This is a genomic window from Arthrobacter sp. efr-133-R2A-63 (assembly GCF_030209795.1).
GTDB lineage: Bacteria > Actinomycetota > Actinomycetes > Actinomycetales > Micrococcaceae > Arthrobacter > Arthrobacter bambusae_A.
In genome coordinates this window covers 295,399-312,756 of record NZ_JARVRG010000004.1, presented here as the reverse complement: position 1 = coordinate 312,756, position 17,358 = coordinate 295,399, and the positions used below count along the sequence as shown (strand labels likewise).

Annotated in this window: 20 protein-coding genes and 1 riboswitch; of the genes, 15 read left to right on the top strand and 5 right to left on the bottom strand. The window is 64.6% G+C overall.

Annotated elements, in window-relative coordinates:
* The first annotated feature begins 12 nt into the window (after nucleotides 1-12).
* From QRN45_RS02060 to QRN45_RS20985, 3 genes are all read left to right on the top strand, one after another.
* Nucleotides 13-861 (top strand): DUF4097 family beta strand repeat-containing protein, encoded by an 849-nt coding sequence (locus QRN45_RS02060; RefSeq protein WP_284762329.1) that lies wholly within the window; start codon nucleotides 13-15, stop codon nucleotides 859-861.
* Nucleotides 861-1,475: a PadR family transcriptional regulator gene (locus QRN45_RS02055; RefSeq protein WP_284762328.1), complete on the top strand. Its 615-nt coding sequence runs from the start codon at nucleotides 861-863 to the stop codon at nucleotides 1,473-1,475. The genes QRN45_RS02060 and QRN45_RS02055 overlap by 1 nt, the downstream gene beginning before the upstream one ends.
* A 127-nt stretch (nucleotides 1,476-1,602) precedes the next feature.
* Nucleotides 1,603-1,677, top strand: coding sequence for a 50S ribosomal protein bL37 (locus QRN45_RS20985; RefSeq protein WP_369299106.1), 75 nt, complete (start codon nucleotides 1,603-1,605; stop codon nucleotides 1,675-1,677).
* A 79-nt stretch (nucleotides 1,678-1,756) separates the two neighbouring features.
* Here QRN45_RS20985 and rsrA read toward each other — a convergent pair whose 3' ends face one another.
* A complete protein-coding gene (gene rsrA, locus QRN45_RS02050; RefSeq protein ID WP_028264789.1) occupies nucleotides 1,757-2,014 on the bottom strand; it encodes a mycothiol system anti-sigma-R factor in 258 nt (85 codons plus the stop codon).
* Nucleotides 2,011-2,850: a sigma-70 family RNA polymerase sigma factor gene (locus QRN45_RS02045; protein WP_502870688.1), complete on the bottom strand. Its 840-nt coding sequence runs from the start codon at nucleotides 2,848-2,850 to the stop codon at nucleotides 2,011-2,013. The genes rsrA and QRN45_RS02045 overlap by 4 nt, the downstream gene beginning before the upstream one ends.
* 218 nt (nucleotides 2,851-3,068) lie before the next feature.
* Here QRN45_RS02045 and QRN45_RS02040 point away from each other — a divergent pair, with 218 nt between their 5' ends.
* The 7 genes from QRN45_RS02040 to QRN45_RS02010 all read left to right on the top strand — a co-directional run bounded on the left by QRN45_RS02040 (nucleotide 3,069) and on the right by QRN45_RS02010 (nucleotide 10,277).
* Nucleotides 3,069-3,584 (top strand): DoxX family protein, encoded by a 516-nt coding sequence (locus QRN45_RS02040; protein WP_284762325.1) that lies wholly within the window; start codon nucleotides 3,069-3,071, stop codon nucleotides 3,582-3,584.
* A gap of 6 nt (nucleotides 3,585-3,590) precedes the next feature.
* Nucleotides 3,591-4,985, top strand: a complete 1,395-nt coding sequence (gene aroA / locus QRN45_RS02035) for a 3-phosphoshikimate 1-carboxyvinyltransferase (RefSeq protein ID WP_284762323.1) — start codon at nucleotides 3,591-3,593, stop codon at nucleotides 4,983-4,985.
* Nucleotides 4,986-4,987: 2 nt separating this feature from the next.
* Nucleotides 4,988-6,103 carry a ribosome small subunit-dependent GTPase A gene (gene rsgA, locus QRN45_RS02030; protein ID WP_284762322.1) on the top strand — a complete coding sequence of 372 codons (1,116 nt, stop codon included), beginning with the start codon at nucleotides 4,988-4,990 and terminating at the stop codon, nucleotides 6,101-6,103.
* A 59-nt stretch (nucleotides 6,104-6,162) separates the two neighbouring features.
* Nucleotides 6,163-6,975: a histidinol-phosphatase gene (gene hisN / locus QRN45_RS02025; RefSeq protein ID WP_078108436.1), complete on the top strand. Its 813-nt coding sequence runs from the start codon at nucleotides 6,163-6,165 to the stop codon at nucleotides 6,973-6,975.
* Nucleotides 6,976-7,134: 159 nt separating this feature from the next.
* Nucleotides 7,135-7,247: riboswitch (SAM riboswitch) on the top strand.
* 35 nt (nucleotides 7,248-7,282) lie between these two features.
* Nucleotides 7,283-8,707 (top strand): aminotransferase class V-fold PLP-dependent enzyme, encoded by a 1,425-nt coding sequence (locus QRN45_RS02020; protein WP_241707375.1) that lies wholly within the window; start codon nucleotides 7,283-7,285, stop codon nucleotides 8,705-8,707.
* 50 nt (nucleotides 8,708-8,757) lie between these two features.
* Nucleotides 8,758-9,534: a class I SAM-dependent methyltransferase gene (locus QRN45_RS02015; protein WP_284762319.1), complete on the top strand. Its 777-nt coding sequence runs from the start codon at nucleotides 8,758-8,760 to the stop codon at nucleotides 9,532-9,534.
* 29 nt (nucleotides 9,535-9,563) lie between these two features.
* A complete protein-coding gene (locus QRN45_RS02010) occupies nucleotides 9,564-10,277 on the top strand; it encodes a metal-dependent transcriptional regulator (RefSeq protein WP_078108433.1) in 714 nt (237 codons plus the stop codon).
* A 32-nt stretch (nucleotides 10,278-10,309) separates the two neighbouring features.
* On the opposite strand, the gene QRN45_RS02005 is transcribed toward QRN45_RS02010, so the two are convergent.
* Nucleotides 10,310-11,755, bottom strand: coding sequence for an MFS transporter (locus tag QRN45_RS02005; protein WP_241707372.1), 1,446 nt, complete (start codon nucleotides 11,753-11,755; stop codon nucleotides 10,310-10,312).
* 102 nt (nucleotides 11,756-11,857) lie between these two features.
* Between QRN45_RS02005 and QRN45_RS02000 the strand changes: the two genes are divergently transcribed.
* Together QRN45_RS02000 and QRN45_RS01995 are read left to right on the top strand one after the other, a co-directional pair.
* Entirely contained in the window at nucleotides 11,858-12,232 is a 375-nt protein-coding gene (locus QRN45_RS02000; RefSeq protein ID WP_241707371.1) for a hypothetical protein, read from the top strand.
* A 120-nt stretch (nucleotides 12,233-12,352) separates the two neighbouring features.
* Entirely contained in the window at nucleotides 12,353-12,493 is a 141-nt protein-coding gene (locus tag QRN45_RS01995; protein WP_171983543.1) for a hypothetical protein, read from the top strand.
* 65 nt (nucleotides 12,494-12,558) lie between these two features.
* Here the strand turns inward: QRN45_RS01995 and QRN45_RS01990 are convergent, their stop codons facing one another.
* A complete protein-coding gene (locus tag QRN45_RS01990; RefSeq protein WP_284762316.1) occupies nucleotides 12,559-13,557 on the bottom strand; it encodes a S1C family serine protease in 999 nt (332 codons plus the stop codon).
* Between the two features lie 126 nt (nucleotides 13,558-13,683).
* Entirely contained in the window at nucleotides 13,684-14,154 is a 471-nt protein-coding gene (locus QRN45_RS01985; RefSeq protein WP_284762314.1) for a MarR family winged helix-turn-helix transcriptional regulator, read from the bottom strand.
* A gap of 122 nt (nucleotides 14,155-14,276) precedes the next feature.
* On the opposite strand from QRN45_RS01985, the gene QRN45_RS01980 reads away from it, so the two are divergent.
* From QRN45_RS01980 to QRN45_RS01970, 3 genes are read left to right on the top strand one after another with little or no spacing between them, the layout of a single operon-like run.
* Nucleotides 14,277-15,221 carry an SDR family NAD(P)-dependent oxidoreductase gene (locus QRN45_RS01980; RefSeq protein WP_284762311.1) on the top strand — a complete coding sequence of 315 codons (945 nt, stop codon included), beginning with the start codon at nucleotides 14,277-14,279 and terminating at the stop codon, nucleotides 15,219-15,221.
* 1 nt (nucleotide 15,222) lies between these two features.
* A complete protein-coding gene (locus QRN45_RS01975; RefSeq protein WP_284762309.1) occupies nucleotides 15,223-16,116 on the top strand; it encodes an amidohydrolase family protein in 894 nt (297 codons plus the stop codon).
* A 1-nt stretch (nucleotide 16,117) separates the two neighbouring features.
* On the top strand, nucleotides 16,118-17,341 hold the full coding sequence (locus tag QRN45_RS01970) for an acyl-CoA dehydrogenase family protein (RefSeq protein WP_284762307.1): 1,224 nt from the start codon (nucleotides 16,118-16,120) through the stop codon (nucleotides 17,339-17,341).
* Nucleotides 17,342-17,358 lie beyond the last annotated feature (17 nt).

Here is a 17,358-nt window from a genome sequence, read left to right as displayed (position 1 = left end):
ATTGGAGGGGTCATGACAGAAGAGAATTGGACCGTTACCGGTCCGCAGACCATCGACGTCGACGGCGTCCGCTCACTCAAGCTGGGGATCGTCAAGGGCCGTTTCGACGTCGTCACGCACGACGAAGCAATCACCCGGATCGAAGTCTCGGAAATCGCCGGCGACCCATTGAGCGTCAGCCTCGTTGACGGCCGGCTCGAAGTCCGCCACCAATTGCACGGCCCGCAGGGCTGGTTCCGCAACCTCATGGGGACCGTCAACAACACCAGCACCAACACGATCGCCATCAGCATCGCACTGCCCGCCGGCGTCGATGTCGAAGCGGGAACCGTGGGCGGTGACGGCATGGTCTCCGGCGTCAGCGGCCATATCCGCCTCAACACGGTGTCCGGGTCCGTCCTCGCGGACGGTACGCGGGGCGAGCTTCACGTCAACACTGTCAGCGGCGAAGTCATCGCCCGCAACCACGACGGCGTCATGACAGCCAAGAGCGTCTCGGGCGAAGTCACGGCGTCGGGCCGCTTCAAGAACATCCGGGCCAATACTGTCAGCGGAGACCTCAGCTTCGACCTTCACGGCTATACCCAGGATTTCGGAGCCAATTCCGTTTCAGGCGACCTCACCATCCGCCTCCCGCATGACGTCGGCGTGGATATCGTCGCCAAAACGGCGAGCGGCACCGTGATGATCGACGACCAGCTGTACGCCCAGTCCGGCGGAAAGGTCCAGACCATCGCCGGCCCCGACCAGCGGCTCATGGTGGCCCGCACCAATTCGGTATCCGGAAAGACCTCCATCATCCATGGCGGTGCGCCAACACCCGGAACAACGCACTCGGTCTCCGGAGAAGAGGAAGTCTGATGCCGCCCGTCTTCGCCCACGGAGCCCTGCGGCTCTATCTGCTGGCGCTCCTGGAATCGGGCCCCAAGCACGGCTACGAGCTCATCAAGGCCCTCGGCGAACGCTTCGGGGGGACCTACTCCCCCAGCGCCGGAACCATCTACCCGCGCCTTGGCAAACTCGAGGAGGAGGGACTGGTAGCGACGAGCAGCGACGGGCGCCGCACCAACTACTCCATCACCGCGGCGGGACTGGCGGAACTCAACAGCCGGCGGCAGGAACTCGCCGACGTCGAGGACAACATCTCGGCCTCCGTGCGACGGTTGGCCGATAACCTCCGCGACGACATCCGCAGCAACATGCGCGGCCTGCGCGCAGACCTCGCCGCGACCGCCGAAACCGCCAGAGCCAACGCGAAGTCCGCGGAATTCCAGTCGTGGGCCGGAAGCTACTCTCCGGAGGGACACCGCATCCTGAAGGAAGCCGAAATGATGGTCCAGTCCTTCCGCGACGACATCCGCGTGGAGTTGCGACAGCACGCCGGCTCCAAGGCCTTGACTCCGATCGCCCTTGAGACCGTGCGGACGGTCCTGGACCAGGCCAGGATCTCCATCCGGAATTCCCTGCGGGGCTAGGCCCGGGCTTTCTGCTGGGGCAGCCCTCTTTCCCTTGGGTCCCAGCCCGCGGTTCGCGGGGCGGCCCCCGGATGTGGGAGACTGGAGGGCAGCTTTATTGAGTATCAAGAATCTAAGGAGGCCAGCTATGAGCAAGCGTGCACGTAAGCGTCGTGACCGTAAGCGCGGCGGCGCAAACCACGGCAAGCGTCCCAACACCTAAGCCAGCGGCTTAGCGTAAGACTTAATGCGGAGGGCCCCGGAAACCATCAGGTTTCCGGGGCCCTTGCCGTTCCAGGCTCTTAGACGTCCACGGACTTCATAGCGTGGATCCTGTCCAGGATCGAGTTCTTGAGATTCTCAGGAGCCGCTTCCGTACAGGAGCGCTTCACCACAGTACGGATGACGCACTCAAGGTCGTATTGCTCGGTGCACTCCGGGCAGTCTTCCAGATGAACTTTGATCTCCGCGATGTCCTCGCGGGTCAACGCACCATCGAGGTACTCGTAGATACGCTGCATCCGAGCATCGTCGCAGTCGCCCAATCCTTGGCAGCTCATTTCCTTTTCTCCTGTTTTTTGCTTGTGGCCGCGCCCACGGCCAAGGCCTTTTCTTCCGCGCCGGCGTTGATTCCCCGTTCTGCGGCGTAATCCGCCAGCAGATCGCGCAACATCTTCCTGCCGCGATGAAGCCGGGACATGACCGTGCCGATCGGGGTATTCATGATGTCTGATATTTCTTTGTATGCGAAGCCCTCGACGTCAGCGAAGTACACCGCGAGCCGGAATTCCTCCGGAATGGACTGCAGCGCGCTCTTCACGTCCGAGTCGGGCAAATGATCCAGAGCTTCCGCCTCCGCAGAGCGCAGCCCCGCGGATGTATGGGACTCCGCCCGCGCCAGCTGCCAGTCTTCGATCGAGTCCGAATTCGACTGCAACGGTTCGCGCTGCCGCTTCCGGTACAGGTTGATGTACGTGTTGGTCAGGATGCGGTACAGCCACGCCTTGAGGTTGGTACCCGGCTTGTACTGGTGGAAGGCCGAGAATGCCTTGGTGTAGGCCTCCTGGACCAGGTCCTCGGCGTCTGACGGATTCCTGGCCATGCGCATGGCAGCCGAATAGAGCTGGTCGACATATTGCATGGCGTCCCGTTCGAAGCGGGCCCTCCGCTGTTCGGGCGTCTCGCTTGCGAAGTCCACTGCCATCTCGACGTCGGCCTCAACAGTTGCGTCGCCGTCGGACGTTGCGTCCGTGACTTCCGTCGCTGCTTTGTACATGGCCGCTGCGGCCGGATCCATGGTGCTCATTGCATCCAAGTCTACTGTCACCCGCCGGGAGTCCAGTGGCAGCTCCCGCGCACGCGCGAAGCGTCCTTCGCGGTCCTTAACCAAGGCCAAAAAACCATCTCCACTCAAACGACACGACTAAGCGCGGCACAACGCACACGCCACAATCCAAGGTCCGGCCCAAACCGCACCTTCTTCTGACAACGGCAAGCTCCGGGCAAATATTCCGCAAAGATGCAAGACTAGATCCGACTGCACCCCGTGAACACCGCACCACTTCAACGCAGCACCACCTGAACACCGTGGCAAGCCATCCAGGAGGCAAAGACATGTCCCTCGTCCGTTTTCTCGCCAGGCCAATGTTGGCTTCCAGTTTTGTCGTCGCAGGGCTGGACAAGCTCAAGAATGCGGATGACACAGCCAAGCAGCTCTCTCCGCTGCTCCGCCGCGCTTCCGAGTCGCTACCTTTCCCGGCGAACGAGAAGATGCTGGCGCGGCTCATTGGCGGCACCCAGGTGGGGGCAGGCGCCCTGCTCGCCCTCGGCAAGTGCTCCCGGTTCTCGGCAACGCTGCTTGCGGGGATCTCGGTGCTGAACACCTTTGTTGAGTGGCGTTCTGCCGACATCAGCACGAAGGAAGGCCGGCTCGCCCGTCGCGCCCAGTTGCTCAAGAACATTTCCCTGACCGGCGGGGTTCTCCTTGCCGCCGTCGACACTGCCGGCAAACCGAGCCTCGCATGGCGCGCCGAACACCTCGCCATCGACGCCAAGAAGGCCGCAGGCAAGCAGTTCAAGAAGACAGACCGGGCCGTCCGCAAGGCCGTAGACAACGCAGTTGGAGCATAAGGAAGCATGCCAGGAACCCCCGCCACGCAGACAGACGATTCAGGGACGAGCACAGCTTCCGCTTTTCCCCTGTGGCCCGCACCCTTCGCCAGCCACCCTGTGGATGCCACGGTCACGGTTCCTGGTTCGAAGTCGCTGACCAACCGCTATCTGGTCCTGGCGGCATTGGCCAACGGCCCCAGCAGGTTGCGTGCACCCTTGCATTCGCGCGATTCGGCGCTGATGGTCGAGGCCCTGCGCCGGCTTGGCGCCACCATTACAGAGGTTCCCGGCGATGGACAGTACGGACCGGACCTTGAAGTCACCCCGATCGACCCTGCGGCGGCGGCATCGGAGACCGCCATCGACTGCGGCCTGGCCGGCACGGTCATGCGCTTCGTGCCGCCGCTTGCGGCACTGCGCAACGGCGCTTCGGTGTTTGACGGCGATCCGCACGCACGCCAGCGTCCCATGGACACCATCATCGAAGCCCTCCGGACCCTCGGAGTGGACGTCAGCGCCATGGACGGGAAGGCGCCGGGCTCCTTGCCGTTCAAGGTCTCCGGCACGGGCTCCGTGCGCGGTGGCCACTTGGTGATCGACGCGAGCGCTTCCTCGCAGTTCGTCTCCGCCCTGCTGCTCGTCGGTGCCGGTTTCGAAGAGGGCCTGCACCTCGAGCATGTCGGCAAGCCCGTGCCGAGCCTCGACCACATCAACATGACGGTGGCGGTCCTGCGCGGGGTTGGAGTCCAGGTAGATGACTCCGTGCCGAACCATTGGCGAGTCTCCCCCGGCGCCATCCAGGCGTTCGACGAGCGAATCGAACAGGACCTCTCCAACGCGGGTCCCTTCCTCGCCGCGGCGCTCGCCACGAAGGGAACCGTGCGGATCCCCAACTGGCCTGCCAGCACCACGCAAGTCGGAGATCTCTGGCGGAACATTCTTGCCACCATGGGCGCTACCGTCACGCTGGACAACGGGACCCTGACAGTCACCGGCGGTTCCGAAATCCTGGGCGCGGACTTCGACGAAACGAGCGAACTCGCCCCCACGGTAGCGGCATTGTGCGCCTTGGCAACCAGCCCTTCCCGGCTCACCGGCATCGCGCACCTGCGCGGACACGAGACGGACAGGCTGGCCGCGCTCGTCGCCGAAATCAACCGGCTTGGCGGCGACGCCGAGGAAACCAGCGACGGCCTGGTAATCCGGCCCGCAGCGCTGCACTCCGGCGTCGTGCATAGCTACGCCGACCACCGCATGGCTACCGCGGGCGCCATCCTTGGGCTCGCCGTCGAGGGTGTCCAGGTCGAAGACATCGCGACGACGTCCAAGACCATGCCCGAATTCCCGCAGATCTGGACGTCGATGCTCAGTGCAGGGCCAGCGGCCGCGGACACCGGTTCAACGGAGACAAGCAACTGACGATGGCCCGCGACGCACGCTCCTGGGATGAGTCCGACGTCCGGATCCGCCCCAACAAGAAGGGCACACGCCCCCGCACGAAGGACCGCCCCAGCCACGACGACGCCGTGATCGGGCGCATCGTCACCGTCGACCGCGGCCGCTACACCGCGATCGTGGATGAAAGCTCGGACAACGAGCGCATTGTCATTGCGGCCCGTGCCCGGGAACTGAGGCGCTCCCCCGTGGTCCCAGGGGATTTCGTCGCCCTCGTCGGCGACGTTTCAGGAGCCCCGGACACCCTCGCCCGCCTCGTGCGGGTCGAGGTGCGCAAGACACTCCTGCGTCGAAGTGCCGACGACACCGATCCGATCGAACGCGCCGTCGTCGCCAACGCCGACCAGCTCGTGGTGGTGGTGGCGGCCGCCAACCCGGAACCCCGTACCGGATTCATCGACCGTGCCCTCGTGGCAGCGTACGACGCCGGAATCGAGCCGCTGCTGCTCGTCACCAAAGCGGATGTCAAGGATCCGACGGAACTGCTCGCCAACTACGTGAGCCTTGGCTTTCCCATCATCATCAGCCGGACGGCCGACGCAGGCGCCTCCGGCATCGACGCCCGTTCGGACGACGGTTTGTCGGCACGCCTCGACAGTGACGCCGTCGGCCAGCTGCGGGACTACCTCGACGGCAAGGTCACCGTGCTCCTGGGCCATTCCGGCGTCGGGAAATCCACCATGGTGAATGCCCTGACCGGTGCCGAGCGCGCCACCGGCGGGGTCAACGCGGTGACGGGGCGCGGACGGCACACCTCGTCGTCTGCCCTTGCCCTGAAGCTCAGCGACGCCCCCGGCGGAAGCTGGATCATCGATACGCCCGGCATCCGTTCCTTCGGCCTCGCCCACGTGAACCCGGACCGCATCCTGCATGCCTTCCCGGACCTCGAACCCGGGACCGAAATGTGCGAGCGGGGCTGCAAGCACGATGCCAACGCTGTTCGGTGCGGCCTGGATTCGTGGGTCGCCGATGGCCACGCTGGCGAGTCGGGCCCGGCCCGTTTGGCATCGTTGCGCCGGCTCCTCGGCGCGGACCCGCGCATGGAAGCACAGGAAACCAAGGAACTGGGTACAGTCAACTAACTGCGCCGCTGCCGTCCTACCTCCCCGGCTCACCGGCGAAGAGACGGTAGTTTGGAACCATGACCCAACCCGATTCGAGCTACAACGACGACCTGCGGCTGGCACATGTCCTGGCCGACTCCGTCGATTCCCTGACAATGGAGCGGTTCAAGGCGCTGGACCTTCAGGTGGAGACCAAACCCGACCTGAGCCCCGTCACCGATGCCGACAAAGCCGCCGAGGAAGCGATCCGCGGGCAGCTTTCCCGTTCCCGCCCCCGTGACGCCGTCCTCGGGGAGGAATTCGGCAGCACGGGCCACGGCTCGAGGCGTTGGATCATCGATCCCATCGACGGGACCAAGAACTTCGTGCGTGGCGTACCCGTCTGGGCAACGCTGATCGCCCTCGTGGACGAGGGCGAGGTAGTGGTGGGGCTCGTGAGCGCTCCGGCGCTCGGCAAGCGTTGGTGGGCGGCCAAGGGCTCGGGCGCCTACATGGGCCGGTCGCTGGCCGCGGCCACCCGCTTGAAAGTTTCCAACGTGTCCCGGCTCGAAGACGCCTCGCTCTCCTACTCCGAGCTTTCCGAGTGGAAGCAGCACGGGAAGCTGGACAACTTCCTGGGCCTCGAGAACGATGTCTGGCGCAGCCGTGCGTACGGGGATTTCTGGTCCTACTGCCTCGTGGCCGAGGGCGCCGTGGACATCGCCGCCGAACCGGAACTCCAGGTCTACGACATGGCCGCCTTGGTGCCGATCGTGACCGAGGCCGGCGGACGCTTCACGTCCCTGGATGGCGCGGATGGCCCCTTCGGCGGAAACGCCGTCGCCACTAACTCGATCCTGCACTCCGAGGTCCTCAAGAGGCTCAACCCCGAACTCGACGACCTCCTCTAATCCGCCCATTCACTGAACAAACGACGGCGGACGCCCCCTTTCCGGGGCGTCCGCTGCTTTTTCTTCGGCGGAAGGCACATTTTTCGGGCGGTGTAACAATCCGCTTAACAATCGCGGTCACATTGGAACCGGCCTTGCCGGTGTCCTACTCTCTTTACAGGTCACGAGTGCCAGCGCGAAACCCCGGTTTGCTGGCCGGCAACCCTCCATCGCGGCGGGGTGCCCCGGGTGACGACCGGGCCGGTCCGGAACGGATGCGGCAAGCGCGGACCCCCTGCACGCAGGGGTCCCTCTTGAGTGAGGTCCCATGAGCACAGCCACAATTTCTTCCACGGCTCTTTCGCAGCACCATGATCCTGCGCAGCGGCACGGTGAGTCCCGGACTCCGGCATCGCGCCCATTGGCCGCCGTCACTGGAGCGGAGCTGCAGGCGCCCTTGATCCAGGGCGGCCAGATCCGCTACGCAAACCTCGACTACGGCGCTTCCGCGCCTGCACTGACCGTGGTCTCCGCATACCTCAACGAAATCCTGCCGTACTATGCGAGCGTCCACCGCGGCGCCGGCTATGCCTCGCAAATCAGCACCTCGGTCTACGAGAACGCCCGTAACATCGTCCGTGACTTCGTTGGCGGCAGGCCGGACGATTCCGTCATTTTCACGCGCAACACCACCGATTCCCTCAACCTGCTGGCGGGTTGCTTGCCGGTTGAGGACGGAAGGCATACCGGCGAAGTCCTGTACCTGGACATCGAGCACCACGCCAATCTGCTCCCATGGCAAGGTGTCCCCCATCGCAGCATCGTTGCCGCCGGAACATTGTCCGAGACTGTTGCCGCTGTCCGCACGGCACTCTCCCAGGGTGGCGTCAGCCTTCTGGCGGTCACCGGCGCGTCGAACGTGACCGGCGAGATCCTGCCCATCAAGGACCTCGCAGCCTTGGCCCACGAATTCGGGGCGCGGATCGTGGTGGACGCGGCGCAACTCGCCCCTCATCGCCGGATCGATATCGCCGCCGCGGAGGTGGACTACCTGGTCTTCTCGGGGCACAAGCTCTATGCACCGTTCGGTGCCGGCGTCCTGGTGGGGCGCCCCGACTGGCTCGACGCCGGCACACCGCACCTGGCAGGAGGCGGCGCCGTCCGCGAGGCACGCCTTGATTCCGTCAGCTGGGCCACGGGGCCGGCAAGGCACGAAGGGGGCTCTCCGAACGTGCTCGGCGCGGCCACCCTGGCCCGGGCCACACAGGTCATTGCCAGCCTCGACCACGAAGAATGGCACGCCCACGAGGCCGCCATCCGCTCGCACCTGGTCGAGGGCCTCAAGCAAATCGACGGCGTGACCGTGCACCAGATCTTCAGCGACACGGATCCCCAGGACACGATCGGCGTCGTGAACTTCTCGCTCCAGGGCTACGACGCCGGACTCGTCGCGGCCTATCTCGCGGCCGAGCACGGCATCGGCCTGCGGGACGGACGCTTTTGCGCCCACCCCCTGCTCAAGCGCCTTGGCCTTCCCTCCGGATCGCTGCGAGCCAGCTTCGGCGTGGGGTCGCGTTTGGAAGACGCCACCCGGCTCATCGCGGGCATCCAGGCCCTCAAAAGCAACGGCCTCGGCTGGGACTACGTGGTGGATGCCGGCCGTTGGGTGCCCGCGAACGATCACCGCAGCTACCCGGAGTGGGCTCCCAATACTCCCGGGACCGCAGGCGCCGCACCCTGCAGCACCGACTGATTGCGATAGATTCGTAGGGTATTTTTCCTGTCCTACGAAGGAGTCCCCGCGTGGCCCCGCGACCCAAAGGCACCTCAGCCGGCCCCAAGCTTTATCAGGAACGCCGACTCGAACTCGGTCGGAGTTTCCAGGACGGCGGAGAACACTATGAGCGGGTCCGGCCGGGCTACCCGGCGGACTCAGCTGACTGGCTGCTGCCGGAGGGGGCTCGGGACGCGGCAGACATCGGCGCAGGCACCGGAAAGTTCACCTCGCTGCTCGTCGAGCGGGGGCTGGCAGTGTCGGCAGTGGACCCCTCCACGGACATGCTCACCCAGCTGCGCACAGCGTATCCACAGGTGATCGCCCTGGAGGGCACGGCAGAGGCAACCGGGCTGGCGGACTCAGCATTCGACGTCGTCAGCGTTGCCCAAGCCTGGCACTGGTGCGATCCGCTCGCCGCGAGCACTGAGATCGCCCGGATCCTCCGACCCCACGGCGTCATCGGCTTGATCTGGAACCAATTGGACACTTCGGTGCCCTGGGTCCATCGCCTGTCCCGCATCATGCATGCCGGCGATGTCCACAAACCGGACTTCCGGCCTGTGGTGGGCCCCGAGTTCACCGGCCTCGAAAACCACGTCACGCGCTGGGAGGATCCCTTGGCTCCGGCAGACATCCTCGAACTCGTGAAGTCGCGCAGCTATTATCTCAGGGCGAACGATGCCACCCGGGCGAAGGTCATGGGCAATCTCCGGTGGTATCTCTTCGAACATCTGGGCCATGCAGAGGACAAGGTCATCCCCCTGCCCTATCTCACGCAGAGCTGGCGGGCGCGCAAAGCCTGATGCCGCCGGCACACGATAGGCTTGGAACCGTGAAGACCAGTGCGCCCTCCTCCTCCATCGAGGACTACGTCAAGGTCATCTACTCCTTTACGGAGTGGCAGGACAAACCCATCACGTCCTCACAGCTCGCGCAGCGGCTCGGTGTCGCCAACTCCTCCGTCTCGGAGATGGTCCGCAAGCTCAAGGACCAAGGCCTGGTGGACCACCAGCCGTACAGCGCCATCACTTTGACCCCCCAAGGAATGCATCTTGCCTTGGGCATGGTCCGCCGGCACCGCCTGATCGAAACCTACCTGGTGAGGGAGTTGGGCTACAGCTGGGATGAAGTCCATGACGAGGCCGAAATGCTCGAGCACGCTGTCTCGGACACCTTCATCGATCGCATGGCCGCCAAATTGGGCAACCCGGGACGCGATCCCCATGGTGACCCCATCCCCGCCGCGGACGGTTCGGTGAGCCTGCCGCACGCGCACCGGATGATCGAGCTCGACGACGGCCATTCCGGCAAGATCACCCGGATCAGCGACGAAAACCCTGAGCTGTTGCGCTACCTTTCAGCCGAGGAAATCGACCTCGACGCCAGCATCGAGGTGATTGGCCGCAAGCCGTTCGGCGGTGCGCTGGTGGTCCGGATCGGGAAGGGCCCGGGAAGCCGCGATTACGATCTCGCGGACGAGGTCGCTTCCGCGCTCTGGGTGGCCACCGACGTCGAACACGAAGGCTGCGTCCTCGCGGAAAGCTGACGGAACCGTCACAGCGTCTTGGAGCGCACTGTTCAGGCGCGCTGGGCAGCCGTCCCGCCGTCGTCGGGGGCTGGACCTTGCGACGAGTCCACTACCGCCGCGCCCACCACCGGGTTCCGGATCCCGACGGCGGATGCCACCGCGCCGAGGAAGAACAGCGAGGCGGTGACCACCACGGCATTCATGAGGCCTTGGCGGCTGAAGACAGGACCGATGATGAGCCCGGCAAACGCGATGCAGATCAAGCCTGCGATCCTTGCAACGGCGTTGTTCACAGCGGAACCGATCCCCGCCTCTTGAGTCGGTACCGCGCCGAGGATGGCCGCGGTCAGGGGCGCCACCAAGGTGCTGAGGCCGATCCCGAAGACGATCTGCCCGGGCAACACTTGGGTCCAGTAGTTCAAGGGCTCCTGGACGGCCAAGGTCATGAGGAACCCGACCCCGCAGATGAACGGACCGGCCGTCATGAACCACCGCGGACCGTACTTGCCCGCCAGTCCCCCGAAGAATGAAGCCGTGAGCATCAGGAGGACAGTCGCGGGAAGCAACGCGATGCCCGCGGTGGTGGCTTTCATCCCTCCCACTTGCTGCAAGTAGATGCCTACGGCGAAGAAGCCCAATGACAGGGCGCCGTAAATGGCGAGCGTGGCGATGTTTCCCCAGCCGAAATTGCGGATGCCGAAGAGCCGCAGGGGAAGCATCGGTTCCGGGGTCCTGGCTTCGTGGACCAGGAAGAGGGCCAACCCTACGGCCCCGAGGGCGAGCGGCATCCAGACGACCATGTTGCTCCAGCCCATGCGCCCCTGTTCGATGAAGGCGTAGACCGGACCGCCCAGGCCCACCATGGCCAGGAACGCGCCGAGGTAGTCGATCTTCTTGCTCCTGTCCACGGCGGCATCGGACTTCCGCAGCCCGGCGAGGATCGGCCAGACTGCAACGGCAGGAATCACATTGATGAAGAAGATCACGCGCCAGGACAGCAGATCGACCGACGCGCCGCCGATCAGCGGAGCGACGATGGCGGCCGCGCTGGTCCAACCGGACCATTGGCCGATTGCCTTGGACTGCGCGGGCCCGGAGAAGAACGTGACGATCATGGCAAGCGAACTCGGGACGAGCAAGGCCCCGGCAATCCCCTGGAGAGCCCGCGAAACCACCAGCACCTCGCCGTTCCAGGCGAGGCCGCACGTGACGGAGGTAAGGGTGAAGCCGGCGAGTCCCCATTCCAGGATGCGGGCGCGGCCGAAGTGGTCGGACAGGGATCCGGCCACCAGGATCAGCGCGCCCAGGGTCAGCAGGTAGGCATCCACCACCCATTGCTGGATAACGAGGCCGCCACCCAGTTCGCGGCCGATCGCGGGGAGCGCGAGGTTCACCACGAAGCCATCCAAAATGGCGATGAAGGAAGCCACAATAGCCACAACAAGGACCCGCTTTTGAAGCGGGGTGCTTGGCAGCAGGGCCGCTGCGTCGGTCATGAGCACAGCCTACGCCTGCTTGTCCTTCGCCGTCCGGATTCCTGCCCGGTCCTGCGGCGGTTCTGCCGCAGTTCTGCCACGGCGAAAGTCCCGTATCGTTGAATGGTGATTAGCAGACGTGACGCCGCACTGGCCCTTGATATCCCGATGGAAATGGCCCAACGCCACGGCATCCCCTCCAGGCTTTCACAAGCCGAGCTGAGGGAGCTGCAAGACAATCCACCGCCATGGCTCGTCCAATCCCGCGCCAACCGCACCGGCAAGCGTCCCGTGTGGGTGCACCTCAGCTGCGTGGTGTGCGGCTACACCGAGGCCGCGCGTCCCAAGAAATGGTGGCCCGAGTTCACCTACGTCTTCTGTGGCCACCACCGGAACAGCGAGGTTCCCGGAATCCTGCCTGGAGAGGTCCGGAGCGAGTACGAGGGAATCGGCTCCCGGTTCGTGGGTATCGTTGACGTTCCGGCGTCCGAAGCCTAAATACTGGGCGTTTGGGGGCCGGTTGATTTCGCCTGAAACAGGCGTAGCTTACAAAGAGAGGGCCCTTCAGGACCCTCTTTGCAGGATCTTCACGGAAGATCCGTAGTTAGGGAGCATGACATGCCTGACAAAGCGCCGCACCAGCACGAGGCGAAGAAGAGTATGAAGTCCATCAAGGAGAAACGGGCAGTGAAGCGTGCCAAGCACGAATCCGACGCCGCTGCCGATCCGGTGGCCCACTTGAGGATGAGGAAGAAGTAGCAAAAAAGCCGGAGCCATTGTGGCCCCGGCTTTTTAGCGGACTGGTTCCACCGTGGGGTGCTTCCTCATGAATCCGCGTCGGTCATTTCGCTGGGCACTGCGACAATCGCGTGGATCTTTCCGTCGCGCAGGACCGTCAGGAGGAACGGCTCACCGATGGCCTGCGAAAACAAGAGCTTTTGCAGGCTCTCGGCACTGGATACTGCCCGCGACTGCGCACTCAGGACCAGGTCGCCCGCGAGCATTCCTGCCCGCTCCGCGGGAGATCCCGCGATGACCTCCACGACGCGGAGCGCTTCCTTCTGGCCCGTCCGGACCACCGCACTCGCGTCCAACGGAATAGGTGTGCTCACCAAGCCAAGGTATGCCCGCCGGACCCTGCCGTCCTTCAGCAGGGCGGCGATGATCCGTTGAGTGGTGGTGTTGATCGGCACTGCGAGTCCGAGGCCCAAGCCGGCCACTGCAGTGTTGATTCCCACGATCCGACCCTTGGTGTCGGCCAGGGCTCCCCCGGAATTGCCCGGGTTCAGCGCGGCGTCGGTCTGGATGACATCCTCGATCACCCTGCTGTGCCGGCCGGACCTGACCGGGATGGAGCGCCCGAGTCCGCTGACCACGCCTGCCGTCACCGATCCGGCCAGCCCCAGCGGATTACCGACGGCGATCACCAATTGGCCGACGTGCAGCGACTCCGCGTTGCCAAGGATGGCAGGCGGCGGCGTGTGGTGCCCGCGGACAATGGCGAGATCGGACAAGGGATCCGCTCCGACGAGTTCGACGTCGGTCTGGGTTCCGTCGACGAAGATCGCCCGCCCGGAGCGCAGGCCCGAAACCACATGGGCGTTGGTCAGCAAATAGCCGTCGCCCGTGAACACGACGGCGGACCCGCTTCCGATGCTGACCTGGCCGTTCCTGCGTGCGCTTCTCATCTCCAATGCTGCAACATGCGGCGTGACCGTCTCTGCTACGTGCATCACTGTCCGTGAGTAGGCGTCCAAGGCTTCGTCATCCGACGGGGCGTCAGGAATGTCCTCGGGAAAAACTTGTTCCGGCAACGTACTCATCGTGCACCTCCTGTAACCGGTGGTGTCTATATCAACGAATACACTGCTTCGGTTAGTCCGTTCCGCCCTACGCCATGGGTGAACTCTGACACGCCACTGATGATTGGGAACCCAACTCCTCGACGCTCAACCCCACAACGCTTTTCGCAGCAGCGCCTTGAGTTGGGCGGCTTCCCCGTCGTCCAACGCCGCCAGCACTTCGGATTCCGCAAGACGGGCCGCAATGGCTGCTTGGTCGAGCAATTGGCTCCCCTTCGACGTCGCAGTCACCGTCTTGGCCCGGCGGTCCTGCTTGCCTGGTGCCCTGGCCACGAGCTTCCGCTTTTCAAGCTCGTCCACCAAGGCGACGATCTGGCTGGGGTCAAGGCTGAGGAAGTCCGCCAATTCCCGCTGGGTGGGCTCCAGGCCGCTGTTGGCCAGGATCAGGACCGAGTAAGACCTCTCCTTGAGGTCGAACTCGGCCAGCGCCCGGTTGTTCAGGACCGAGCCGCCGGCATGGAGCTTTGCCAGCAGGAAACCCACGTCCTGGCTGATCGGAGCGGCGACCAGCCGGTCCTTCGTGGCAGCCTGTTGCTCGTCCTGCGCCTCGATCGTCATAACAAACTCCAATAATCTTCAAAATCAATCGTTGACATTTTCAACTATACGTATTCTCATGGATACAGAACAGCATCCCACGCCGAGGGCCTGGATGCACGGGATCGAGCAAAGGAGCAGCGATGAGCCTGTCAGGAAAAGTAGCGATTGTCACCGGAAGCGGCCGGGGACTGGGGCTTGCTTACGCGCGGGAACTCGCCCGTCAGGGCGCGGCGGTGGTCATCAACGACGTCGACGCCGAGGTGGCCGGCGAAGCGGTCCGGACCATCGAAGCCGACGGCGGCCGGGCCGTCGCCTTCGTCGCTCCCGTCGGCAGCACCGAAGTAGCGAAGCAGTTGGTGGAAGCGGCTGTCACGGAATTTGGCCGCCTGGATATCCTGGTCACCAATGCCGGGATCCTGCGGGACAAGAGCCTGCTGAAGATGACGGACGAGGACTTCGACCTGGTCATCAACGTCCACCTCCGCGGCACCTTCACGTGCGCCCGCGAGGCCTTCGGCTACTTCAAGGAAAACGGGATCGCAGGCCGTATCATCGCCATCGGCTCCCCGACCGGGCAGCGCGGCAACTTCGGGCAAACAAACTACGCCGCAGCCAAGGCCGGAATCGTGGGCATGGTCCGGACCTGGGCACTGGAAATGAAGAAAGCGGGCGTCACAGCCAACGCCGTCATCCCCGTAGCCGCTACGGCGATGACCAAGACCATCCCGTACTTCCGAAAAGCTGTGGAGGCGGACGAGCGCGGCGAGGCCATGCCGCACTTCTTCCGCCACGAGCTCGGCTTTGGAACGGCCGACGACGTCTCCGGGCTCATTGCCTTCCTCGCCTCCGACGAAGCGGCCGGCATTACCGGACAGGCCATCGGCGCCGGCGGAGACCGCCTGCAGCTCTGGACCCACCCCGAAGCAGCCGTCACCGAGTACCGCGAGGGCGGCTGGGGCTACCAGGACCTTCTGGAGAACTTCGGCCTCTTGTTCGGCGACAAGCTGCAAAGCGTCGGCGAGGAATTCCTGCCGTTGCCCGAGGAACTGCAGCCCGAAGCCGCCTCGGCTGCAGAGGTCCGCTGACATGGCCCTGCGGCGTTACGAGCTGGGCATCGATGCCTCAAAGCTTGACGCGATCGATATGCACGTCCACCTCGAAGTCGACGGCCACGGCCACGAATCCCTTCCCCATGCGTTGACGGAAGCTTCAGCCAAGTACTTCAAGGCCGAGGACCGCACACCCTCACTGGACCGGATCGCCGAGGTCTACCGCGAACTGAATATTGCCGCCGTCGTCTTCACTGTGGACGCCCGCACGCAACTCAAGCACGAGCCCAACAGTATCCCCGAGCTGATCGCCGGAGCCGCCAGGAACAACGACGTGCTGATCCCATTCGGCAGCGTGGATCCCCGCACCGGTACCGAAGCCATCCAGGGTGCCAAGCACCAAGCCATCGACCTGGGCGCCCGCGGCTTCAAGTTCCACCCGAGCCTGCAGGGCTTCGACCCCTCGAACGAACAGTTCTACCCGCTCTGGGAGACCCTGCAGGAACTGGGCCTCCCGGCCATCTTCCACACCGGCCAGAACGGCATGGGCGCCGGCCTTCCCGGCGGCTACGGCATCAAGCTGGCCTACTCCAACCCGCTCCTGCTCGACGCCGTGGCCGCTGACTTCCCCGATCTGCAGATCATCATGGCCCACCCCTCCGTGCCCTGGCAGGACGAGGCCAACTCCATCGCCACCCACAAATCCAACGTGTTCATCGACCTCTCCGGCTGGTCCCCCAAGTACTTCCCGGAGTCACTGGTACGCATGTCCAACTCGGTGCTGCAGGACAAGGTCCTCTTCGGCACGGACTTCCCGCTCATCACCCCGCAGAAATGGCTGGGCGCCTTCGCCGACCTCCCGCTCAAGGACGAAGTCCGGCCCAAGATCCTCAAGGACAACGCCGTCCGCCTGCTCGGATTGGACGGCTGAGATGAGCCTGGAGATCCGTGTGGAGACAGCGGCGGAGGAGCGCCTCTACGGCGTCTGCGACTATTACGACGCCGAGTCCCTCCTCACCGAGGACGAGCGCCGGGTCCTGGGCCGCTTGCGCGACTTCCTGGACGGTGAAGCGAAACCATTGTTGGCCGACTACTGGGAGCGCGGCGAGTTCCCTGCACAGTTGGCCCGGCCACTCATCGACCTGGACCTGATGGAACCGGCGGAACTGACTGTTCACGGTCCCGCCCGGGGCATCTACCAAGGCTTCAGGATCTTCGAACTCGCCCGCACGGACGCTTCGCTGGCCACCTGGTACACGGCGCAAGCCGGCCTCTTCCGCACCGCAATCCGCGTCGGTGCTTCCGAGGAACAGCAGCGCGGGTGGATGCCGCGGGTGATCGATTTCTCGCTGAAAGGCGTGTTCTCCCTGACCGAACCCGAGCACGGCTCGGACATCGCCGGCGGTCTCTCTACTACGGCACGCTTTGAAGCAGACCACGACGGTGGAACCTGGGTCCTGGACGGCGCCAAGCGGTGGATCGGGGGCGCCTCAACCGCGGACGTGCTGTGCGTTTTCGCCCGCGACCTCGCGGACGGACAGGTCAAGGCCTTCCTCGTGGACCGCGAAGCGCCCGGGGTGACCTTGGAGAAGATCCACCGGAAAACTTCCTTGCGAATGATGCAGAACGCCCACATCACGCTCGACGGCGTGCGGGTCCCTGAATCCATGCGCCTGCACAAGGTGAACTCCTTCAAGGACGTAGCGGCGATGCTCCGGGCCATGCGCTCCGACGTCGCCTGGATCGCCACCGGCATCCAGGCCGGCGCCTTCGACGCGGCCCTCCGCTACGTCCGCGAGCGCCAACAGTTCGGCCGCCCGCTGGGTTCCTTTCAATTGGTGCAGGAGAAGCTGGCCCGCATGCTTGGCAACCTCACCGCAAGCTTGTCCCTCGTGGTCAGGCTGACCGAACAGCAGGCCCGCGGGATCTACCGCGACCAGGATTCCGCGCTCGCCAAGATGGAAAGCTGCCTGGCCATGCGGGAAACAGTCGCCCTGGCCCGTGAGTTGGCGGGCGGCAATGGAATCACTCTCGAGAGTGATGTTGCCCGGTTCCACGCCGACGCCGAAGCCGTCTATTCCTACGAAGGAACGCACGAAATCAACGCCCTGATCGTCGGGCGCGCACTTGCGGGCGAAAGCGCCTTCGCGCGCTAACCCGCCACAATCCAAAA

Excerpts from the sequence above, each read along its gene's own strand:
- QRN45_RS02060 (WP_284762329.1), top strand. The coding sequence starts at position 13 with ATGACAGAAGAGAATTGGACCGTTACCGGTCCGCAGACCATCGACGTC.
- QRN45_RS02055 (WP_284762328.1), top strand. The coding sequence starts at position 861 with ATGCCGCCCGTCTTCGCCCACGGAGCCCTGCGGCTCTATCTGCTGGCG.
- rsrA (WP_028264789.1), bottom strand. The coding sequence starts at position 2,014 with ATGAGCTGCCAAGGATTGGGCGACTGCGACGATGCTCGGATGCAGCGT.
- QRN45_RS02040 (WP_284762325.1), top strand. The coding sequence starts at position 3,069 with ATGTCCCTCGTCCGTTTTCTCGCCAGGCCAATGTTGGCTTCCAGTTTT.
- aroA (WP_284762323.1), top strand. The coding sequence starts at position 3,591 with ATGCCAGGAACCCCCGCCACGCAGACAGACGATTCAGGGACGAGCACA.
- rsgA (WP_284762322.1), top strand. The coding sequence starts at position 4,988 with ATGGCCCGCGACGCACGCTCCTGGGATGAGTCCGACGTCCGGATCCGC.
- hisN (WP_078108436.1), top strand. The coding sequence starts at position 6,163 with ATGACCCAACCCGATTCGAGCTACAACGACGACCTGCGGCTGGCACAT.
- QRN45_RS02020 (WP_241707375.1), top strand. The coding sequence starts at position 7,283 with ATGAGCACAGCCACAATTTCTTCCACGGCTCTTTCGCAGCACCATGAT.
- QRN45_RS02005 (WP_241707372.1), bottom strand. The coding sequence starts at position 11,755 with ATGACCGACGCAGCGGCCCTGCTGCCAAGCACCCCGCTTCAAAAGCGG.
- QRN45_RS02000 (WP_241707371.1), top strand. The coding sequence starts at position 11,858 with ATGGTGATTAGCAGACGTGACGCCGCACTGGCCCTTGATATCCCGATG.
- QRN45_RS01995 (WP_171983543.1), top strand. The coding sequence starts at position 12,353 with ATGCCTGACAAAGCGCCGCACCAGCACGAGGCGAAGAAGAGTATGAAG.
- QRN45_RS01990 (WP_284762316.1), bottom strand. The coding sequence starts at position 13,557 with ATGAGTACGTTGCCGGAACAAGTTTTTCCCGAGGACATTCCTGACGCC.
- QRN45_RS01985 (WP_284762314.1), bottom strand. The coding sequence starts at position 14,154 with ATGACGATCGAGGCGCAGGACGAGCAACAGGCTGCCACGAAGGACCGG.
- QRN45_RS01980 (WP_284762311.1), top strand. The coding sequence starts at position 14,277 with ATGAGCCTGTCAGGAAAAGTAGCGATTGTCACCGGAAGCGGCCGGGGA.
- QRN45_RS01975 (WP_284762309.1), top strand. The coding sequence starts at position 15,223 with ATGGCCCTGCGGCGTTACGAGCTGGGCATCGATGCCTCAAAGCTTGAC.
- QRN45_RS01970 (WP_284762307.1), top strand. The coding sequence starts at position 16,118 with ATGAGCCTGGAGATCCGTGTGGAGACAGCGGCGGAGGAGCGCCTCTAC.